General features: G+C 29.6%; 17 protein-coding genes and 1 pseudogene. 12 read left to right on the top strand and 6 right to left on the bottom strand.

All coding sequences use genetic code 11. From position 1 onward, the window contains the following. Positions 1–373: 373 nt before the first annotated feature. On the bottom strand, positions 374–829 hold the full coding sequence (locus tag HZC47_04275; protein ID MBI5680093.1) for a deoxyuridine 5'-triphosphate nucleotidohydrolase: 456 nt from the start codon (positions 827–829) through the stop codon (positions 374–376). Positions 830–1,388: 559 nt separating this feature from the next. Here HZC47_04275 and HZC47_04270 point away from each other — a divergent pair. From HZC47_04270 to HZC47_04260, 3 genes are all read left to right on the top strand, one after another. Next, positions 1,389–4,739, top strand: a complete 3,351-nt coding sequence (locus tag HZC47_04270; protein MBI5680092.1) for a hypothetical protein — start codon at positions 1,389–1,391, stop codon at positions 4,737–4,739. A 142-nt stretch (positions 4,740–4,881) separates the two neighbouring features. Continuing rightward, on the top strand, positions 4,882–6,903 hold the full coding sequence (locus HZC47_04265; GenBank protein MBI5680091.1) for an AAA family ATPase: 2,022 nt from the start codon (positions 4,882–4,884) through the stop codon (positions 6,901–6,903). Next, complete coding sequence (locus HZC47_04260; GenBank protein ID MBI5680090.1) at positions 6,890–8,617, top strand: ATP-dependent helicase; 1,728 nt, start codon at positions 6,890–6,892, stop codon at positions 8,615–8,617. The genes HZC47_04265 and HZC47_04260 overlap by 14 nt, the downstream gene beginning before the upstream one ends. 84 nt (positions 8,618–8,701) lie before the next feature. On the opposite strand, the gene HZC47_04255 is transcribed toward HZC47_04260, so the two are convergent. Next, complete coding sequence (locus tag HZC47_04255; protein MBI5680089.1) at positions 8,702–9,607, bottom strand: HD domain-containing protein; 906 nt, start codon at positions 9,605–9,607, stop codon at positions 8,702–8,704. Positions 9,608–9,648: 41 nt separating this feature from the next. Next, positions 9,649–11,136, bottom strand: coding sequence for an MBL fold metallo-hydrolase (locus HZC47_04250; GenBank protein MBI5680088.1), 1,488 nt, complete (start codon positions 11,134–11,136; stop codon positions 9,649–9,651). 635 nt (positions 11,137–11,771) lie between these two features. On the opposite strand from HZC47_04250, the gene HZC47_04245 reads away from it, so the two are divergent. Further along, entirely contained in the window at positions 11,772–12,959 is a 1,188-nt protein-coding gene (locus tag HZC47_04245; GenBank protein ID MBI5680087.1) for an ATP-binding protein, read from the top strand. Positions 12,960–13,085: 126 nt separating this feature from the next. On the opposite strand, the gene HZC47_04240 is transcribed toward HZC47_04245, so the two are convergent. Then, a complete protein-coding gene (locus HZC47_04240; protein MBI5680086.1) occupies positions 13,086–13,574 on the bottom strand; it encodes a trypsin-like peptidase domain-containing protein in 489 nt (162 codons plus the stop codon). Positions 13,575–13,680: 106 nt separating this feature from the next. Between HZC47_04240 and HZC47_04235 the strand changes: the two genes are divergently transcribed. From HZC47_04235 to HZC47_04225, 3 genes are all read left to right on the top strand, one after another. Continuing rightward, entirely contained in the window at positions 13,681–14,337 is a 657-nt protein-coding gene (locus tag HZC47_04235) for a phosphatidate cytidylyltransferase (GenBank protein MBI5680085.1), read from the top strand. A gap of 101 nt (positions 14,338–14,438) precedes the next feature. Next, complete coding sequence (locus tag HZC47_04230) at positions 14,439–15,035, top strand: DUF1211 domain-containing protein (GenBank protein MBI5680084.1); 597 nt, start codon at positions 14,439–14,441, stop codon at positions 15,033–15,035. Between the two features lie 3 nt (positions 15,036–15,038). Beyond that, positions 15,039–15,611 carry a thymidylate kinase gene (locus HZC47_04225; GenBank protein MBI5680083.1) on the top strand — a complete coding sequence of 191 codons (573 nt, stop codon included), beginning with the start codon at positions 15,039–15,041 and terminating at the stop codon, positions 15,609–15,611. A 2-nt stretch (positions 15,612–15,613) separates the two neighbouring features. Here HZC47_04225 and HZC47_04220 read toward each other — a convergent pair whose 3' ends face one another. Then, on the bottom strand, positions 15,614–16,531 hold the full coding sequence (locus tag HZC47_04220) for a DMT family transporter (GenBank protein MBI5680082.1): 918 nt from the start codon (positions 16,529–16,531) through the stop codon (positions 15,614–15,616). 201 nt (positions 16,532–16,732) lie between these two features. On the opposite strand from HZC47_04220, the gene HZC47_04215 reads away from it, so the two are divergent. The 5 genes and pseudogenes from HZC47_04215 (at position 16,733) to HZC47_04195 (ending at position 19,766) form a co-directional block, all read left to right on the top strand. Further along, complete coding sequence (locus tag HZC47_04215; protein MBI5680081.1) at positions 16,733–17,164, top strand: hypothetical protein; 432 nt, start codon at positions 16,733–16,735, stop codon at positions 17,162–17,164. Positions 17,165–17,198: 34 nt separating this feature from the next. Further along, positions 17,199–17,405, top strand: a complete 207-nt coding sequence (locus HZC47_04210) for a helix-turn-helix transcriptional regulator (GenBank protein MBI5680080.1) — start codon at positions 17,199–17,201, stop codon at positions 17,403–17,405. Positions 17,406–17,496: 91 nt separating this feature from the next. Then, the gene (locus HZC47_04205; protein MBI5680079.1) at positions 17,497–18,585 is read left to right on the top strand and encodes an ABC transporter permease; all 1,089 of its coding nucleotides are present in this window, start codon (positions 17,497–17,499) and stop codon (positions 18,583–18,585) included. Beyond that, a pseudogene (locus HZC47_04200) lies at positions 18,578–19,232 on the top strand (ABC transporter ATP-binding protein). Before HZC47_04205 ends, HZC47_04200 begins: the two are co-directional and overlap by 8 nt. 42 nt (positions 19,233–19,274) lie before the next feature. Then, on the top strand, positions 19,275–19,766 hold the full coding sequence (locus HZC47_04195; protein MBI5680078.1) for an HD domain-containing protein: 492 nt from the start codon (positions 19,275–19,277) through the stop codon (positions 19,764–19,766). A gap of 97 nt (positions 19,767–19,863) precedes the next feature. Here HZC47_04195 and HZC47_04190 read toward each other — a convergent pair whose 3' ends face one another. Further along, on the bottom strand, positions 19,864–21,237 hold the full coding sequence (locus HZC47_04190; protein ID MBI5680077.1) for a hypothetical protein: 1,374 nt from the start codon (positions 21,235–21,237) through the stop codon (positions 19,864–19,866). Positions 21,238–21,253: the final 16 nt, after the last annotated feature.

Below are 21,253 nucleotides of genomic sequence, written 5' to 3'. Positions count from 1 at the left end.
AAAAAAGATAAGAATAACATATGAGGTGATTTAAATACCATACCAGAAGACACTTAACGTACGAATTCCAGTAGAATTAATGGACGAATTTAAAGAAAAAGCATATAAAAAATTTCACTATGAAAAGGGAGCCATTAAAATGGCATGTATAGAGGCTTTAAAAAATTGGTGCGATAAAAACTGAGATGAAATTGATAAAATTTTCAATCCAAAATCGCTGCACTCTACTATTATTTAAACTGAAATAAATTTAATTGGATATTCCTAATTTAATGTAAGCACCATATTAATGGAAACACAAAATCAAAAACTAAAAATTTATGATAATTTAAGGATCAATGCAAATTTTTATCATTCTCTTTACTAACAAAGATTATTCAACTTCCTGATAACTCCCATTATACTCTCCAGAGCCAGTAACATCGAATACAACTGCTTGAGCAATTCTTTCTCCTTTTTTAATCCTGTAATCGAATTCCCCGTAGTTGTAGAGCATGAACTGCAAAGTCCCGTAAAATCCAGGGTCGCCAACTGCCGTGTGCACTGAAATAAATGAACGGTTTAAAGTGGACCTTGGAAGGTAAAGCATGGCACATCCTTTCGGGATTTTAACTTTAGGCCCCACTGTAACTGAATAAGCAGTTTTCGATTTTAGTGTATATATTGGGCCTTCAAGTTTCTCTAATTCTGGTAAATTTTTTTCATTGTCAATTAGGGAGCCTGCATTTTTTTGGATAAAAACGTCTTCTAATTTTAAATCGATTCCTGATGGTTGTATGAGTTCTTTGAAATCTGGAAATAGTTTGATCAATTCTTTTTCGCCTAACATGAAATTTAAACTCCTTTATTTATAAATAAACTCGTAATTGTTTATTTAAGATGATTTACTAATTGTATAAAACATTGCTTACATTTTTGGTGGATTATATTTTTAATTGTATAAAATTAAATCATATAAATCTTTTTAATTTAAGCTTACCTCGCAGTTTGTAAAGAACCAGTCAAGCTCCAGCTTTTATTAAATAACATATACAAGCCGCATCCTGTTAGTACGATGTTGGAGGTTTGAACAAAGCCTTGGTGGGGTGAAGTGGCTTTCTATCTTGAAAAAAAGAATTTATAACATTAAAATTACATAATTAAACCTTAAAATTAAGGAATTTCATGGAATAAATAATCATGAATAACAAACATAGGAAAAATAATTATGAAATATAAGGAATTTATTTATGCATTAACAACAATTAGGGACGATTTTTATAAAATTACAAATCATTGACATTTTGGACAAAAACTATTCAGATTATGTAGATAAATATCTATATTACTACAATAATATATGAATCGATGCATAATATTTTTAAAGTTACCCATTGATGTGTGATAAAATGACTGATGATTTAGTTGAGCAATTAAAAAGTGCATACCGCAAATTTAAAACATACACATATTATGATAATTACGGTGCCATAAATAGAGCAAAGATAGCGGATTTTGAGGCAAACTCAGATTCTTTGGATGACTTTTTTGAGAAATTGGCTATGAAGTTATTGGATGATAAAGAATGGAAGAATCTTTTAAAAGATCCTATTGTTGATATTTTATGCTATCCAAAGCCACGGAAATCTGATCCACCTGTTTTGGGAAATATTCCTGACAATATTAATGAAATTGAAAAGTTAAATTATTTTATAGATTTAGATATAGAAACACATATACTAGGAACTTTATGGATTTTAAGAAGTGGGTGGGTACTAGATCACAGATTGAATGAGAATATTCATGGTAACAGGATAAATGAGGACGTATTATCAAAAATAATATCTTGCGAAAGAGAGAATTCAAAATATTCGGAGCCTACACCTTTCTTATTTGAACCATATTTTAAAAGATATCAAGTTTGGAGAGATGAAGGTTTAGATTCTGTAGAAAAATTGCTAAATAAAAAAGAAAATGCAATTATGCTTTCTTTGGATTTTAAGGAGTATTATTACACATCAACAATAGACTTTAAAAAACTAAAACAGGATATTAAAAATGCTAAACAAAAATTGTTAAATGACAGTTTAAAGAAGGTAAGTGAATTTGATAAAAAATTAGATGAATTCTTAACTAATTTCATCGAAAAAATTTTTAAAACGTATACTGAACGTTATTTTACAAGAGAATATTATGAAAAAGAAGTAGCGGAAGATAAAAGATTACCTTTAATCCCCTTAGGGTTTTTACCTTCTTTAATTATATCAAACTGGAATCTTCAAGCTTTTGATCAAACAATACATGATCTTGTAAACCCCGAATATTATGGGCGCTATGTTGATGATGTTTTGATTGTGTTTAAATCATATCCTGAAAGCGAATCATTTTCTGATGAAAATTTTAATATAACTAAAGAAGAAATTTTAGAAAAATATTTAACTACTAATCGTCCCAATCCGAGTCACAATATACTTAGGTGCATAAATAATGAAAAGAAGGATAATAATGGAGATGAAAATGAAAATGGAGATAAAGAAAACAAGAAAAAGTGTAAGGAGTACGGTATAAACAATTTATGTGAAAAAAAATCTATTTATAAAGAAGATACGCTATTTAATAAATCCAATTATGAGAATCTTAGAATACAATCCGGTAAGTTAAAGCTTTTTATATTTAAGCATGAGTATTCTCGAGCATTAATTGAAAACTTTAAAAAAGAGATATATAGAAACTCAAGTGAGTTTAGGTTAATGCATGAAGTTGAAAGATCATATGTAGACATTGGAAAAAATATTTTTTCGATTCAATATGCTGATTCAATAAATAAAATCAGTGACATCGAGTCCATAGAATTAAACAAATTTGAACTTTCTAAAGCGCTTTCATGGTTAATTAGAAGTTCTATTTATGAAACAAAGGGTTTATCCAAAAAAAATAGAGAAAATATTATACATGCATTTTCTGGAAGTAAAAAAATTGATTTCATGATTTTATGGGAAAAATTGATGGAATTTTTGTTTATTCAGAAAGATTATAGAACTTTAGAGGAAGAAATTGAAAAAATTATCAAAAAAATATCTAAATTAGAGGTCAAAACAAATGATGAGTCAACATATAAATATAATGGAGATGATGAATATTTATTAAAGAAAAGCTTGAAGAACTTTTTATATTTAACTTATGCAAGAGTATCATCGCTTAAAAAAATAAATGATCCTCATTTGCGAAAAATTGATGATTCTTTTCCAAATTATCTAAAAATAGAGGATATGCGCAAGAACTTTGTTTTATCATATTTATATAAAACCTCTTTAATGAAGGATCCCTTGTTTTTGATAAATGATGTGCCTGATAACTTTTTATCAAGTGATTATGATTTAATAAACTTTTTATCAAATGAATATGATGATTCAGTTAACCCTGATTTTTCAACTTTGGATAAAAAAGATATTTATAACTATTATCCATGTTATGTTCAATTTCATGAGGCAACAATTCATATTATTAATAAGAGTTTGTTTTGGAATGATATGACTCAATTAAATATAAATGAATATTTATTCCACTCAAAGAAATTGTATAATTTAATAAATGGATTTGACGAAGAAAACGGAAATAAACAAGAAGAATCTAAAGAAAATAGTTTTAAAAAAGAAAAGAATTTATTTTATAGAAATACTTGTATAGCTGCTTATAATTGTGATAATAGCAAATGTAAATTTATAAGGGACTATGATAAATATATAAAAGAGGATAAATGCTCTGCAAGAGTACATGTCATTAAAACAGGTTCAAAAGATAAATCGAAAGTAAAAATTGGTCTTATAAACACTAAATTGGAAAACGAACTTTTACAAAAAGCATTGGTAGGTAATCCCAACCGAAGCCCCAAACGCTTAGATAAAATAGCAGCCATTATAAATGAGGCAGTTAAGAAAAAAGTAGAATTACTTGTAATGCCTGAGATGTATATGCCTTATGAATGGATACCTGGAATTTTAGACATTTCAAGGACACATAATATGGCAATGGTCTTTGGCATTGAGCCAATAATCCATGGAGAACATGTTGGAAATTATATTGGAATTGCATTACCTTCAGAAACAGAAAATAAGCAAAATTGCACTTTAATAATGCGTTTGAAGAATAGTTATTCTCCTGAAGAATTGAGAGAATATCGTAAACATAATCTAAAACCTAAAAAGAATGGATTAAAGTTAAATAAAACTAAGTCAGCTAATAAATTATCTGACTTACATAAAACTAAGGAATTAAAAAAGTTACCGAAATATGAATATGTTTTATGTATTTGGAATGACATATACTTCGCACCATATTATTGTTATGAAATAGCTAATATTGATCATAGATCTCTATTTAAGAGCTGTTGTGATATGGTAATTGTTTCCGAATATAACAAAGATACTGCTTATTTCACGGCTATTGCAGAATCTTTGTCAAGAGATTTATTTTGTTATTGTATTAAGGTTAATAGTTCTGAATTTGGAGGAACCTGCATACTTCAACCTTCCAAAAGAGAAAATAAATATCTAATAAAATTAAAGGGCGGAATTAAAGATTATGTAGTTACTCATGATTTAGACATAAATAAATTAAGAAATCATCAAGTACTAAATTATGAAAGCCCAATTAAAGATACAGATCTGAAACCAAAACCTCCAGGATTTGATATTGATAAAGTAAGAAGAAGAATGAAACTACCTCCAAGATGTAATGAAAAGAAAAATGGGGTTTCTTAATGATATTTTGGAAATCGTGATTTTAGGTGATGCATCGGCTTTTTTTATCTTTAATTAAAAAAAGTATGTGTTCAACGAAATAAATATAATTTAGTAATAAATTTAAGGGAGAGAAATTAAAAAAAGATAGAGGCGCTTATGCATGAAACTCTCCCGAATTTATATTGACAATTTTAGAAACATTACTGATTTAAAAATTGAAATTTCAGAATTTGAAGTATTAGTAGGCGAAAATAACATTGGAAAAACTAATATTTTAAATGCAATTTGCAATTCGTTATCTAGAAAAATTTATTTTAAAGATAAGGACTTTAAAAACCCTGAAAAACCCATAAAAATTGAATTAACCTTTGATGAAATAGATAAAAGGGACGAAGAGGCCGTATTTTTTGATTTTGATGGTTTAAAAAATCCTGAAAATGATGAAATAACGATTAGGGTTGTTGCAGAATGGAAAGAGAGTATAGGTGATGTTAATTCGTCGATAAAATTCATAAGAACTGATTTAAAAGAAGAAGAACAGGAAATAAAGGATGTTCCATGGACTTTTAGGAAATATATTTCTTGCTTTTACGTGCCTGCTCACAGAGATTTAAAGAAAGAAATCGATTCAAGAAATGGAATTTTTGACTTAATAAAGACTTTTAAACCATATTATACTGTGCCTTTTGATTCCTTGAAAAGTAAAATATTCGAAAATATTAGTAATCTATCGCCTATAGTTGAAGATGAATTTAATTTTACTGAAATATCCAAAAATATAATAGATGGAAGGCTTGTTGAATTAGAAGACCTTAAAGCAGCAGTAAAAAAGTTTGATGGTAGGATAGACAAAGAATTTATAGTTAAAGAAACCGATTTATTGATTAATGTTATTGAAACTTATAATAAAAGATTAGAAATACAAAATCAACTTATTAAATTCAAAAAGGGCCTTAAAAGTTCATATGATTTAGAATCAGTAGAAACTGAACTGAACAATTTATCTTCTGAAATTTTATTAGAAGAAAAAATTGGTCTTAATTTAATCCCTGTAGCTGACGAAGATTTCCTAAAGAATGTAACTTTAGAAATTGATGAATATTCCGCATTAGTACAAGGTGATGGGTACCAAAATATAATAGATTTGCTAATAAAACTATTAAAAGCTGTTAAGCTAAAAAATATGGATGAAACGGATTTTAGAAGTTTTGTTATCGTGATTGAAGAGCCTGAAAGTCATTTACATCCCCATATGCAGCGAAATTTGATTAAAACTCTTAAAAATATTCAAAGTAACTTTCTAAAAGAAGGATTAAATTTTCAATTTATTTTATCAACCCATTCTCCGTTTATTATATCACCCTTAGAATTTCTAAATTTAAATTTTCTTAGAAAAACAGGAGAAATCACAAATTCTATTAAACTAAAAAGTAATGTTGCTGAAGAAATATTTGATGAATTGCGCTCAGAAGATGGATCAGATAGAAACAAAAAGGTTAGGGCTATAAATAAAGAGCTTGAAACCTTATTCTATTATTATTCTGATGTTTTTTTCAGTAAGTGTGTAATATTGGGTGAAGGACCCACAGAAAAAGGAGCAATGCCTATATTTGGAAATAAAATAGGAAAAGATCTTGATAAATTTGGTGTATCTTTTTTACAAGTCGAAGGTGAAGGTAATTTAAAGTATTATGCTCATTTATTCTATAAATTAGAAATACCTACTGTTTTAATTGTTGATTCGGATAAAAAAGAAAAATATGAAGATTACGATAATGTATTTTTAATTGGGAATGTATATACGGATGAATATAAGAAAAAGGGTGCTTTTGAATTAGAAATTCTTTTTAATTCTCCCCATAATAAAATACTCCATTCATTAGAATTAAAAGCACCTCAAAGTATTTCAAAGAGAATAGGGAACCTCAAAGGGATTTTTCCACATTTAAAAAGTGAAAATATTGAGCAATTAGAAGATGTTCATAGTCATTTAAATGAAGAAAACAGAAAAAATAAAGAATATATTCGTTTTATGCTATCTTGGATGTCAGATGAGAAAGGATTATTTTTTGGTAGAACTTTAGCAGAAAATTTAGATAAAAACGAAATTCCAAAGGTATTTGCTGATGCTTTAGAAAAATCAATAGGTTTATCAAGAGGCATTAAAGATGAAACAGATTAAACTAGATGATGAACAGAAAGAAGCAGTTTATTCGGATGAAAACTCATCTATTCTAGTTTTAGCACCTCCAGGATCAGGAAAAACTTTGGTAATGGCTAAAAGGATCGAATATTTAATTAATGGTGGTGCAATTAGAAATCCATTTAAAATCTTAGGTTTAACATTTTCAAATGCTGCCGCAGATGAAATGAAGGATAGGGTAACCAAAGAAGTTCCTTTAGCAAAAGATTTGGTTCATATAACTAACTTTCATTCCTTTGCATATTCCATATTAAAAGCTTATGGTAATTGTGTTGATTTAAAAAGGGATTTTTTTGTCATTGGGGAACTTCAAAGTGATGAATTGATAAAAGAAGTTCTTGGAATATCTAAATATTTTAAACATAAATATGACTCTAGAAGAAAAAAAGCTGAAGAATGCTTTTATAAATATAAAGAATGGAAAACTGAACGTATTTTAAAAATGAATGATGATCATGAAGATCCAAATTATAATGAACTATTTGAAAAAGGTTTAGTATCATTTAGAACTGAATTAAAAAATCAAAATATGATAGATTTTGATCATATCCTTTATTATGCCGTTAAATTACTAAGAAACAATGATTCTGTGCTTAATTATTATAGATCTGTTTTTAAGTACATTCTTGTAGATGAGTTTCAGGATACAAACCCCCTACAATTCGCAATCTTAGAAATTATAGCTAATGGAGGAAATCGAAATAAGTATGAAAAATCTCCTGTTTTCATTTTAGCTGATCCAAATCAGGGTATATATGAATTTCAAGGTGCAGAACCTGAAAATGTTACTTTAGCTAAGGATAAATTTAATTGTGAAAAAATAAAACTCAAAAAAGATCATAGATTTAAACCTGAAGGTAAAGGAATAAAGATATTGGCAAATGCAATTTCTAATTATATTGATGATTGCACAGACAAGGATTTAGAAATTTCTGAATATTCACCTTACTACTCTGTTTTTTCAAATAAAAGAGCTGAAGCAGATTTTATCACTAATAAAATTGATGATTTAGAAAAAAATAATGAAAAACTCCATGAGATAGCTATATTAGCTCCACAAAGAGCTGATTTTGAGGAAATAAAAGAAAAACTTGGAAAAAATAAATTTGTGTTTGTTCCAGATTTTAGGGGTCCCGAAATTGAGAAAAAATATCAACCCCTCTTTAAAAGTTTAAGAGAGGTCTCTATTGAAGAAAAAGGTAAGTTAAATAGCATTATAGAAAAGATTTGTAGAGATAATGGAATAGATGCAAATGATGAAATAATAAAAATTTTATTAACTGAATCAAAGAAATACGATGCAAAAAGATTTTTTTCGAAAACATTATTTGAAAAGGTACAGCATTTTACAAATGAAACCCTATTGGAAGTTGATTGGGGAAAAATTCTCAAAAAACAAGTTAAAAATAAGGTGTTTCTTTCTACAATTCATAGTGCTAAAGGACTAGAATTTGAGACAGTTTTTGTTTGTGGTCTTCAAGAAGGGTCTTTACCTAATTATAGTACATGCAAAACATGTCATGGTACTTTTGATGGATTAAAACAAATGAAAAACCTTAAATTATTGAATGTGGGAGTTTCAAGAGGAAAAAAATGTTTATATCTTTCTAGTTCTCAAAAGAATAGTTGGTACTATCCTAAACACTCTTCATGTGTTTTAAGCCCATTTTATAAATACTTAAATCAAATATAATTTTTAAAAAAAGAAATGAACATATTAAAAATTAATATTGTTCAATTTAATTCATTTCTCGTATCTTAAGGATACATTGTTGAATTATTTGTTTTGAAGCATTCCTTTAACTTTTGCATCTAAATTGTCTGCATGATGGAGTGCTACAGCTTCAGGAGTCAGAGGATTTACGGGAGAACCCCAACCATTCCTAACGTCTCCATGATGGCTTAATATTAAATGTAAAATCTGGTTTGAAAGTTCTTCAGGCATTTCTATTTCATTAATTTTTTCTTTCACCATATCGCAAGATATAAATAAATGATCAAGCAATCTACCTTCTTCTGAGAAGTCTATACTCACTAAATCATAAGTATAGGTCTTAATTTTGCCTATATCATGTAATATTGCTCCAGTATGTAAAAGATCTTTATCCAGTTCTGGAAATATTTTACAGGTAAATTTGCATATTTCTAGCACTTCTACGCTGTGTTCTAATAAACCACCAATGTAATTGTGGTGATGCATTTTTGCAGATGGAGAATCAAAGAATTTCTTTTTAAATTTTTCATCAAAAAAGAACGAATTTAAGAGCTTTATGAAATATACATTTTCCATTTCTTCTATTGTTGAATAGATCTCTAACATTAGTTTGTCCCTATTTTTTTCTGAAGTTTTTATAAAATCGTTAATATCATATTCATTTTCATTTAATTCAGTTATAGTATCTATTATTATATTATATTTACCAGATCCTCTTGGAAACTCGTTTAAATCTCCTAACACCCTATGAATTTTTCCAATTTCAGTTTTATCAAAAATTTCATTTATATTAACGTCCGAAAATTTTCTACCAATTATTTGCCCTGTTTTATCTGAAAGTGTAAAATCTATGTATTTTTTACCACTTTTAGCCCTTTTTTCTACTTTATCGGCAACTACGAATTGTGTTCTTATTCTCCTTTTTGAATCAAGGTTTTTTACATAGTCCTCATCATTCTTTTTAAACATTTTATCATCCTTAATTAATATTGTATAAATCAAATAAATATCTACTTGGTTAGTTTGGGGTAAATAACGTCTATTCCATATTCGTTTAATATATCAAATTTTTCTTTTTTAACAGTATGCACTGGATATACTTTCTCAGGTTCTATTTCTTTTATCATATCCAATATTTCAGGCCCATTGGCATGTCCTGAAGCGTGTATTTGGTGCATTTCAAGATTAAAGTGGTTTATCCAATTTTGAGCTTTACCAAAGTCAATTTCTGTTTCTTCGTCAAATGGTTCAGTTAGTGATCGTATGAAAAGTCCCTCTTCATGTTTAATATCAATTAATTCTCTTAATTCGAAAAAATCACATCTAAATATATATTCTTCAGGGTTTTCTTTAAGTTCTTTATAAGTTATGGTGTTATCCCAATCCATAATTTCTCTTTCCCAATATTCGTAGTCAGTTTTCACGTGATAAGGTTCAATATCGGAGGCACATCTCCATTCATCTCCAAAGCATGCGAATGATTCTTCTCCATATAATCCCCAACCTCTTTTGGGGATATAAATTGCAACATCGCCAATTTCTGGATAGTCCCGTCCTTCAAACAATTTTAACATATAGGCTTGTTTTAAATTAACAACAAGAGTCCTATCTGCCTCTTTAGCAGCATTATAAAAACTTAAAAGCCGATCGAGGTCTCTTATGGGATAATCGACCATTATAAATCCTTTATAATCACCTATATGTCTAATAATTTTTTGCTCAACTTCATTTTCTGTTATAGTTTTTTCTTCCTCATCTATTCTTGTTCCTTCAGAAATCATAACTGTTGGATTAGCTTTTTTGCATTTTTTAACAAATTTTTGGGTAAGATCTGGATTTCTTCCATTAAATCTTAAATCTCCAGTGTATGCAATAGTATCTTCATCTCCTTCAACTATGAACCCTGTGGCTCCTGGAAGTGAATGGTCAACGGGCACACTTTCAATTTTAAAGTTACCAATTTCTTGTTTTTTGTAAGGATCCAAGACATTTATATTTCTTTCAACTTTAGCTGATTCTCCATAAAGCCGTTTATAGCCTTCTATTCTTTTTTTTGGAATAAAATGGAAATCTTTTTTTAAATTAATTAAATCCGCAAAAAGGACTTTACTGGTATTTTCTACAACTTCTAAGATTAATTTCGTCTCTTCTGTCATGTATATTGGAACATCTTCCCTTAAATGCTGAATATAAACGGAATGATCCATATGTGCGTGAGTGATAAAAAAACCATCTACAGAAGGTTTTGGTGTAAATTCCATTCCAGAATGTCTTAAATAATCTTCTCTATAAATTCCTTCTATTTTTGGTAAAAGTCCTAATTCAAAGAAGTCTAATAATCCATTAGCTTTTCGGGGTTGCATAAATTCCCAAAAAAATTTTTTAGATTTTGAAAAACTCATACCAAAATCTAAGAAAAATGAAGTTTTATTATCATTAATTAGTATTTTATTTCCACCGATTTCATCTACTCCACCATAAAAATCGATTTTTATCATATGTCTGGATTTAATTGTCATTATTCATTTAATTTTTCATTCTTTTTTTCAATGTATTCTACCATTCAAATCTGTAAATCTAAATTCTACTTTTCCATTTCTTATTTAAATACAATACTCCCAAACCATCAAGCTTAAAACTCCTACATTCATGTTTCACATTTAAAAAATTCCTTAGTTTTTCATTTTAATGTAACAAAAAACCTATCAGTATCAGCATAAACCACTTTAAACCCAAAATCTTCAGCTTTTTCCATAGCATACTTTAAACTTATTCATATCCATTTATTCTAAAACATCTCTTCTAAAGATATTACAATTGCATTGGTGTAAAATTCAGACGCCAATATCCCTACCACCTTCCCATTTCAAATTATAGGCGATCCACTGTCATCAGAAGCAGAATCTCTCAAATGAAAATAAAACATAATGATATGTCTTTCCAGGGGTCATGAAATTTCCTAAAATATTTTACCGTATTTGGTTACGGTTAGTTATTTAACCGTAAAAAATTATTGTACAGTAATAAATTCATGTTACAATATTGACCTAACAAAAATAATGTACCGTAAATAATTAAGGTTATATACCACAAGTAACAAAAATAAGGCACAGCAAATAACTAAGGTGAAAACATGCCCAGCCTACCTTTAGGAGTTCCTTCAGATATTGATCCATATTTTTATAACCGAAAAAAAGAGTTAATAAGCCTAAATTCATTCATAAATACATTAAACCAAAATGTAGCTAACCAAATCCTTGTTACAGGATACAGAGGAGTTGGTAAATCTTTTCTTCTAAAAAAATTTATTAAAGACATCCCCGATAACATTTTAACTGCATATATAGACATATCCCATATATATGGAACTCAAAAAGGAAATCTACGAGAAGAACAAATAATGCAAGTGCTTCTTGAAGAAATGAACAATGCAATTAGAGATGAAGACGATATACTAAAAAAATCATATAATGCTGTTAAAGACCTTCTATGGAAAATAAGGAAGAAAAATTATGATTTTAAAGAAGCAGGAAGCATTTTAGGAATTGCAATTCCAGATATTAATGACAATTATCAAAAACTAAGCAAATTTGTAATGGAATACCCTCAAAAAATAGTGGATAAATCAGATGGACAGATTAATGGCTTTGTAATAGTAATCGACGAATTTCAATTTATAGGCACACTAAACTCTCCAGAAGCATTTCTTTGGTTATTTAGAAGCTCCACACAGGAACAGGACAATGTGAGCTATATTTTTACTGGTTCTACATCTACAACAAGCGAAATAGTGGATAAAATTAATGGAATTAATGGAGCATTTGGAAATAGAATGATACAATTCAATGTTGACCCCTTTACAAAAAAAGATACAAAAAGTTATCTTAAAGAAAAAGTGCCTGAAATTCAATTTACTGATAGTGGATTAGAAAGATTTTATAATTGCACAAGAGGATATCCTGCATATATCAACAGTTTTTGTAATATTATGTCTGCAGATATCATTTATAGCGAAAAGGAAGTCATCGATGAATTTTACGGGAAACTAGAACAAGTGGCAGTTAAATGGATAACCACATGGTCATCACTTTCAAACCATGAAAAGTGCATAGTAAGCACTATTATTGAAAATGGACCTCTTAAATGGAATGAATTGCTAAAAAAGGTTGATTTTTCAGATGGAACACTTAATAAAAATCTTATAAAACTTAAAAATAAAGGGATACTATCCCATTCAGACAAACTCTATAAAATTGATGACCACATGTTATCAGCATGGATTAAATATAAAAAAGAGCAAGATGGGTTTTATCCCCCTTAATTCATTGCTAATATACAAACATGACAATTACAGATAAAAAAAATCCATCATTATCTGCATAAACTACTTTAAACCCATATTTTCAGCATTTTTCATAGTATTTTTTAAAATCTATTCATATTTATCCTAAAACGTTTCAAGAGATATCACAATTGCATTGGCATTGGTGTAAAATACAGACGCTAATATCCCCACTACCTTCCCATTTTGAATTATGGGCGATCCGCTATCACCAGGAAGCGGAATCTCTGCAAATGAAAATGATACGTAATGGTAGGTCTTTCCAAGGGTCATGATATTGCAATAATTTTTTGATTTCCCTTTAAGTGCATATGCCTGCCCTATTTCGGGTTTACCTATACTTGAAAATTCTAATATATTATCAGGGGCTGAAATCTCAATTACGGCAAGATCATAATCAATCAATATCTCTATTATACAGCCTTCAAACCCATTTATATCTACTTTATCCTCTAAACCACATTTACCTGCTTTTAGAATATGGAAAGCTGTTAAAATGCAGTTTATATCCTTATATTTGATAACTACACCTATAATGCCCTCTTTTTCGTTGCATTTAAATGTTCCACCTGCAGTTATTTTTTCTGGCTTCATTTTAAACAACATTGAATATTTCTATTTAATAAATTATTTAAAACTCTACATATTCACAAAAAATTTATCAAAATTCATTTATATCCAAAAAAACTACTATAGATTTATGACAACTGGTGACTTCATTGGACTGGCATTTGTATATGGATATGTGGCAATCCTACTTATAATATCTGAAAAAATATTAAAAAAACACCCTAAATTCAGCAGAAAATTTCTACACATCATGGTTGGAAACATTCTCTTTATTTTACCATTATTTAACACATGGTGGGTTATGTCACTCCTTGTTGCAGCTCCTTTTATTGTTTTAACATTTTTAATGAGTCCCCATTCCCCAATAAAAGCCGTAAAAGACAGGTTATCTGAATCTGGCCATGGTTTGGGTTTAGTTTATTATTCGATTTCATGGACAGTTCTCGCACTGCTCTTCTTTAACCAACCGTGGATAATTGCTGTTGGAATTGCAGCAATGTCTTATGGAGACGGAATAGCATCCCTTGCAGGTGAAAGATTCGGGAAACACCAATACAACTTCTTTGGAGATACAAAAAGTGTTGAAGGTTCTCTCGCCATGTTTTTAGTGTTGATTATAACTTTAGGGATAGTTTTACTGTATTACAATGTTTTACCTGCTAATTTGTTAATAATACCTGTTGTAGCACTTGTTGCAACAATTCTTGAGGGAATTACTCCAAAAGGACTTGATAATTTAACTGCATGTTTTGGGGCTGTAGGAGCTTATCTTATACTTACATTATAAATTTTTACCAAAAAGACAATAAAATTACAATATATAAAAGGAACAAGTTAAATCATTTATTAAGATAAATATTTGCAAAACATGGATGTGGAGATTAGTTTATGGACGATACACATGAAGAATACAGTATAAGCAAAGAACAGCTTACTTCATTCACCAATAATGTGTTTGCAGTCGCTATTACATTATTAGTATTAAATTTTACTGTTCCAGCATTAAAAGAAACAAATATAGTGTTAATAGACTTTTTAATGAGTTTATGGCCCCAATTTCTAGGTTATACCATAAGTTTCTTCATTATTGCATCTTTTTTCCTTAATCTTCATGATTATTTCAACCACTTAAAATATGTTAACGCCCGAATATTCTGGACAACCATGCTTAAATTCTTCTTTATAGTGCTTATACCTTTTTCAACACTGGTAATGACAGAATACGGTAGTTTACAAATAGCTAATGTATTTTTTGACATTAATATCCTTATCATCGGGCTTTTATTTTATGTAAACCGGGATCTACTGGCAAAAGACATGAGTGAAGATGTTAATTTAAAAGAAGAAAGATATAGGAAATGGAGAGATTTATTGATTCCATTAAGTGCTGCAATAGCTATTGGCATATCCTTTATAAGTCCCCATCACAGCCAGTATGTCTTTTTAATACTATTCATACCACTTATAATCCGGTTGAAGGACTAAACAATGAGATTTATAATAATTGATGGACTGGACGGATCTGGAAAAGATACCCAGGCCAATCTGATACAAAAAAAGTACACAGAAAATGGAGACAGTGTCATTTTACGGATACATCCCGAAAAAGATAATAAATATGGTAGAAAGGCTAAAAAAGCCCTTCTTGGAAGGGGAAAAATAAACAAAATTAAATCTTCCATTTATTATGCCTTTGATGTTATTAGATCCGTTAGATTATACTATAAAAAAGCAGATACTGTTATTTTTGTGCGTTATCTTGTTGGGGTGGCTTATTTACCATTTCCACTTGCTAAAATATTGTATATAATTTTTAAAAGAATGGTGCCAACCTCAGAATATATGTTTTTTTTAGATGTAAAACCAGAAGAAGCTTTTAAACGTGTGAAAACAAGAGATAACGAAGAAATATTTGAAAATTTAGATGATCTAATTAAGGTACGTGGAAAAGCTTTGAAATTAATTAATAACTGGCATATTATCAATGGAAACCATAGTATTGAGGATGTTCAAATGCAAATAAACTCTATTTTAGATAATTTAGATAAACAAAATAAATAAATTCAAACATTTTGATCATTATCCCCCATATAGAGAATGTAAACCCCAATAATCATTAAAACTCCGAATGATAATTGCGTAACGGTTAATGGTTCGCCAAGTACTAAAAATGCAGTTATAGCTCCAAATAATGAGCTAAGGGCAAATATTGATCCTGTGCGTGTTGATCCAATGATCCTTATTGCAAAATAGATTAGTGGCAGTGAAATGCTCAAGCAAACAAGCCCAATAAAAAGTAACAATGGTAGCTTATCCAAAGGCAATGAAAAGCTTAATCCCAAACTTATCGAAATTAAAAGTAGTATTAAACCACCTATTGCACATTTTAGTGCCGTAATATATATTATATTGCTTTTATGGCTTAAAAATTTGCTTAAACTCGTATCCATACTCCAGAAAAAACAGGATACGATAACAAGGATGCTTCCAAATAGACTAGCATCAAAATGAATGTTTTGAAGGTTATTAGTGCTTAAAAAGATAGCCCCAATTAATAAAAATACAAACCCCACAATATCTTTTCTTTTTACATGTTCCTTTAAGAAGAATACTCCAATGAGGATAATAAATAAAATTTCCACATTCGCCAAAAGAGCGGCGTTTACTGCTGTTATCCTGTTTAGCCCATTTAAATATATTGCTGGAGCAATTACTGAGCCAAAAATTGCTGTTAAAAATAATATTCCATACTCTTTTTTTGTTATAAAATCTTCAACTTTACTTTTACTGTTTATAATTTTAAGTATCTTCTTTTTTAAGGGTGAAAAGTTGATTATAAAAAGAAAACAGCTTGCTATTAAATAAGTGGCTGATGCAAGGACAATTGGATGTAAGTATCCAAGTAATGTTTTATCCAGGGAAAACCAGACCCCAAATAGGATTGCAACTGTTAATGCACTTAAATATCCCCAGATTTTCATTTTTTAGCTTCCTATCTTTATTGAATTGAATTTTTAGTTCTGTTTTTTTATTTTAGTAAATCTTTGCCATTCTATTATATGCTATGGTTAATCTAATTTCCCAAAAAATGTAATCTATTTTTTACAAAATCAAAACATTTATATAAAATGTAATCTATTCTTTACATTAGATGTAAAATATTTTTTACATGAGGTGATTTTATGATTATAGCAAAACCAGAATGGTTTACAAGAAGAAAATACACAGGATGGGGAGTAAACATAAAAACATGGCAAGGTTATGTCTACATTGGAGTGATGATCCTAATAATGATCTTGATAATAATCACTCCCAACTTATCCACAGAGATTCGATATGTTTTAACAGGCATTTGGGCCATATTTTATTTTGTAGACCTAATAGATGTCATGTGGAAACTTAAAAAAGATGAAAGAGAATATATGCACGAAGCAATAGCTGAAAGAAATGCTGCATGGGGCATGATAATTGTTTTAGTAGTTGGGCTAACTTTCGAGCTTATATATAATTCTCTACAAGAGCGAATATATGTAGATCCATTTATCGTAACTGCTTTAGTTGTAGGAGTAATAATAAAAGCCATAACCAATTATAAAATGGATAAAGAGGATTAGAATAAATTAAAATTGGGTAAACTAAGATGGAACCATGAAAACAAATATTAAGGAATATCGAAAAGAGCTTAAAATAACCCAAGAAGAGTTAGCAGAAGCTGTAGATGTTACAAGACAGACAATTATAGCTTTAGAACAGGGACGATACAATCCTTCTCTTATTCTTGCCTATAAAATATCTAAAGCTTTAAAAAGGAGGTATATTGAAGAAGTGTTTGAATTAGATGATATAGAATTATAATAATTAATCATGTAATAAATTATTAAATAAAAAAGAATATTTATATAATAAAAAGACACAACTTGATTTACTATCAGTTTGGAGGAATATAATGAGTATTTACAAATTATCATTTAAAAATTTTAAAAGAAGAAAACTTAGAAGTGCCCTAACCATGCTCGGAATAATAATCGGAGTAACTGCACTTGTAGTTTTAATGGGTCTCGGCTCAGGAATAAAAACATACGCAACAACGCAAACAGAATCCATGATGGGAGATATTACCATAATGAACAGCTCTGCAGCATCGTATATGGGATCTTCAGGTGATTACTACTTAAAAAACACAACTGTAAACAAAATAAAGAGTATGCCACAACTCTACAATATTAAAGAGGAGACACAATTTAGTAGCAGTATTAAAAATACGCCAATATATGTAGTGGGAATAAGCGACTGGAGTCAGGTGAAGATGAATGGAACTCCCGGAGTTGTAATTAATGATGCACTTGTAGACAGGTTTGGTTATAAAATTGGAGACAATATAACCATCAAAGACAAAGATTTCGTGATAACTGGAATTACAAAAGAAAAAGCTATGGGAATGGGAATAGTCTATTTAAACGTTGATAAAGCTTTACCTCTAAATGAATACAAAGTATCAATGGTTAGCGCAAATTCTAAAGTAAATCCTAATGACACTAAAAAAGAGATTGAAGCTCAAATTAGTGGTGTTAGTGCCATGACAAAATCTGATTTTTCAAGCCAAATTGACACAATGATGAATGGATTGATGCTATTTGTAGGTCTAATTGCAAGTATTGCGCTGCTTGTAGGAGTTATAAGTATTATAAATATAATGTTAGTTAATGTTTCAGAGAGAACAAGAGAAATTGGGGTTTTAAAAGCAATAGGATTTACAAACAGAGAAGTATTGGGAAGTATACTTGCAGAAGCAGCTATTTTAGGTTTCATAGCTTCCATATTAGGCGTGATTGTTGCAGCAATCCTCATGCAAATAGGAATCATCTTATTTGCAAGTCAATTGGGAATGGAAGACATTCAATTAATGTCAATGCTTCCATTATGGTTAATTCTCGGTGTAATTGGTGGATCAACATTTTTAAGTGTTTTAGCAGGTTTATATCCTGCATGGAGAGCTTCAAGACTAAATGTTGTGGAGGCGCTTAGATATGAATAATATTGTTGAATTTAAAGATGTTTGGAAAACTTATAAGATGGGGTCATCTGAAGTAAAAGCAGTTCGTGGAGTAAACCTAACTATTGAAAATGGCGATTTTATGGCCATAATGGGGCCTTCAGGGTCAGGAAAAATCCACGTTACTCCATTTGGCAGGAATTCTTGACATGCCCACAAATGGAACTGTACTGATGGATGGAAAAGAAACCAAAAAACTATCACAGAAAGAACAGGCCTTACTTAGAAGAAAAAGCATTGGATTCATATTCCAAAGGTTTAATTTACTTCCACAACTTACTGCACTTGAAAATGTGATGTTACCTATGATATCAGCCGATGAAGAGAAAGCTAAAAAGCTTTTAGATAAAGTAGGTTTGTCTGATAAATATTATAGATTCCAAAATCAGCTTTCAGGTGGAGAACAGCAAAGAGTGGCCATAGCACGTGCACTTGCAAATGATCCATCTATTCTACTTGCAGATGAACCAACAGGGGAGCTTGACACTGAAAACACTAAATTAATAATGAAATTGCTTAAGGAGTTAAATGAAAAGGATGGTTTAACCATTGTAGCTGTAACACACAATCCCTTATCTGCAGAATTTGCAAAAGAAATAATTAAAATGTTGGATGGAAATATAATTTAATCCATCATCCTTTTTTTATTTTTCAAACAATGGAAGAAAATTATGAAAAATTACATAATACAAAAAATGATTGAATACTTCCAAAATGATGTAAAAAGAATCAATCACGCGCTAAAAGTGTTTAATTTTGCACAAATCATTAGTTATGATCTGTCTCTTGAGGAAAAAACCAAAGAAATCATTATTTATGCAGCCATTCTTCATGATATTGGTATTAAAGAAGCAGAAAAGAAATATGATTCTTCTATAGGAAAATATCAAGAAATTGAAGGTCCGCCCATAGCACGTGAAATGCTTTCGGATTTAAAAATATCAGAAGAAATTATAAATCGAGTTTGCACAATAATCGGGAACCATCATTCCTATACAAAAATGAAAGGTATTGATTTTCAGGTAGTTGTAGAAGCTGACTTTCTAGTTAACATATTTGAAGAAAATATGGGCAAAAATGCAATAAAAAACATTGAAAACCGTATTTTTAAAACAGGAACTGGAAAGAAGTTAATTATGACCATGTATTTAAATGAAAACTAGTTTTAATTAGAATGTGTCTATGTTTTCTGTAAATCATTGATTTCCATAAAAAAGCCACTTTAAAGAATGTTTTGTGCTTTATTTATGTTGTTTTAATTTATTGCGGAGCATTAGAAGTTTTAATATTGCTGCGTGTGTTAATTATAATTTGGCTCTCCTTGTAATGTTTGTGGTTAAATTTCCCAATCTTTCCTTCTCGATCAAGCTCTTGTAAAAAAATGAGGAGTTTTCGGAAATATTCTCTTTCTTCTATAAATAATTCCGGATCTCTAAATACATTAATATATGCATGTGATCTTTCCGCGTTTTCAAGCTCTTCAGTTAATTTCTGGATATCTTCATTAGTAATGTTTTCATTACCAAACTTTTTACATAAGTTAATAAACAAATCTGGATTTTCTTCGGTTTTTATTCGGGCATTTTCCAGTTTAAATAAAAAATCAGTTGAAATGGGTTTATCATCAAAATATTCGGAGAAATAGGGTTTACATGCCTGAATTTTGAAATAGGTTTCCCACCTATACATTCCAAAACGATCACAAGCAGTTTCCATCATCAATCCTGCTACTATATCTCCATAGATCAGCTTTTCATCTTCACGAGCGCCTGATATTGCTGTAGCTAAATTCTTAAATATAAATTTACTCGTCCTAAAATCAGAATTTGTATTTAGTAAATTATTTACTATTTTTAAATAAGTTTGATAATCAAACTGTTTTGTATTATCATTATTATCTTGTGTTGGCGGGGAGGTGTTGGGGATATGTGTTAAAAGAGCATGTCCATGTTCATGAAGTACACCAACTACACGAATAAATTCCAGCATCGCATCCCAGTCATTAGGTATTTTTTCTTTCTTTGCTTTATTAGCACCTGCAAGTAGTATGGCACTAAAATAGTCCTTCGCATTGGAGGGTAATAAATCTAATCTCTCTGTTAGTTTACCCTGGCTCGCACGAAAAAGGATTAAAGGATTCATCCAATTGCAGATGCCTCGGGCATATTTTTCTTTTTCTTTTTCTGAAATCTTAGGATCAAGGAGATTTAAGATGTATATTAACTGGACAGGGTCCAGTTTATCATTAAAATATACTTCACAGTTAATCGGTATCGGATAGAATAAAAGTTCTATTTGACCAATACCCTCCTCATTGTACATTTTTTCAATTTTTGGCGCAATTTCATGTTCATAAATACCTACATTCAAATATTTTGCTGTAAATTGAGGAAGTCCGAGAACTTTTTCAATATCAACTATTAAATCAATCCATTCGTTGGTTACAATGGCATAAGTCCCCGGTATGGGTCTTTTTTGGTTTTCTGAAATTTCTAATCCGTATTCTTCCATTGATTCACTATTATAAATATCTTTTTTCCAATTTAAATAATCCATGAAAAATCTTTTTTTATTTCTTTGAAAGATTGGAACTTTTAAATTAGATTCTATCTCACTATTTTTGTTTAATTCCACAAACCTCGCCCCATTT

This window comes from Methanobacterium sp. (assembly GCA_016222945.1).
GTDB lineage: Archaea > Methanobacteriota > Methanobacteria > Methanobacteriales > Methanobacteriaceae > Methanobacterium_D.
This window is presented reverse-complemented; position numbering and strand designations above follow the sequence as displayed.

What these genes read in the sequence shown, in the direction of transcription:
- HZC47_04265 (MBI5680091.1), top strand. Translation starts at nt 4,882, where the DNA reads ATGAAACTCTCCCGAATTTATATTGACAATTTTAGAAACATTACTGAT.
- HZC47_04230 (MBI5680084.1), top strand. Translation starts at nt 14,439, where the DNA reads ATGGACGATACACATGAAGAATACAGTATAAGCAAAGAACAGCTTACT.
- HZC47_04240 (MBI5680086.1), bottom strand. Translation starts at nt 13,574, where the DNA reads ATGAAGCCAGAAAAAATAACTGCAGGTGGAACATTTAAATGCAACGAA.
- HZC47_04275 (MBI5680093.1), bottom strand. Translation starts at nt 829, where the DNA reads ATGTTAGGCGAAAAAGAATTGATCAAACTATTTCCAGATTTCAAAGAA.
- HZC47_04195 (MBI5680078.1), top strand. Translation starts at nt 19,275, where the DNA reads ATGAAAAATTACATAATACAAAAAATGATTGAATACTTCCAAAATGAT.
- HZC47_04260 (MBI5680090.1), top strand. Translation starts at nt 6,890, where the DNA reads ATGAAACAGATTAAACTAGATGATGAACAGAAAGAAGCAGTTTATTCG.
- HZC47_04210 (MBI5680080.1), top strand. Translation starts at nt 17,199, where the DNA reads ATGAAAACAAATATTAAGGAATATCGAAAAGAGCTTAAAATAACCCAA.
- HZC47_04255 (MBI5680089.1), bottom strand. Translation starts at nt 9,607, where the DNA reads ATGTTTAAAAAGAATGATGAGGACTATGTAAAAAACCTTGATTCAAAA.
- HZC47_04205 (MBI5680079.1), top strand. Translation starts at nt 17,497, where the DNA reads ATGAGTATTTACAAATTATCATTTAAAAATTTTAAAAGAAGAAAACTT.
- HZC47_04245 (MBI5680087.1), top strand. Translation starts at nt 11,772, where the DNA reads ATGCCCAGCCTACCTTTAGGAGTTCCTTCAGATATTGATCCATATTTT.
- HZC47_04235 (MBI5680085.1), top strand. Translation starts at nt 13,681, where the DNA reads ATGACAACTGGTGACTTCATTGGACTGGCATTTGTATATGGATATGTG.
- HZC47_04270 (MBI5680092.1), top strand. Translation starts at nt 1,389, where the DNA reads ATGACTGATGATTTAGTTGAGCAATTAAAAAGTGCATACCGCAAATTT.
- HZC47_04250 (MBI5680088.1), bottom strand. Translation starts at nt 11,136, where the DNA reads ATGATAAAAATCGATTTTTATGGTGGAGTAGATGAAATCGGTGGAAAT.
- HZC47_04215 (MBI5680081.1), top strand. Translation starts at nt 16,733, where the DNA reads ATGATTATAGCAAAACCAGAATGGTTTACAAGAAGAAAATACACAGGA.
- HZC47_04225 (MBI5680083.1), top strand. Translation starts at nt 15,039, where the DNA reads ATGAGATTTATAATAATTGATGGACTGGACGGATCTGGAAAAGATACC.
- HZC47_04220 (MBI5680082.1), bottom strand. Translation starts at nt 16,531, where the DNA reads ATGAAAATCTGGGGATATTTAAGTGCATTAACAGTTGCAATCCTATTT.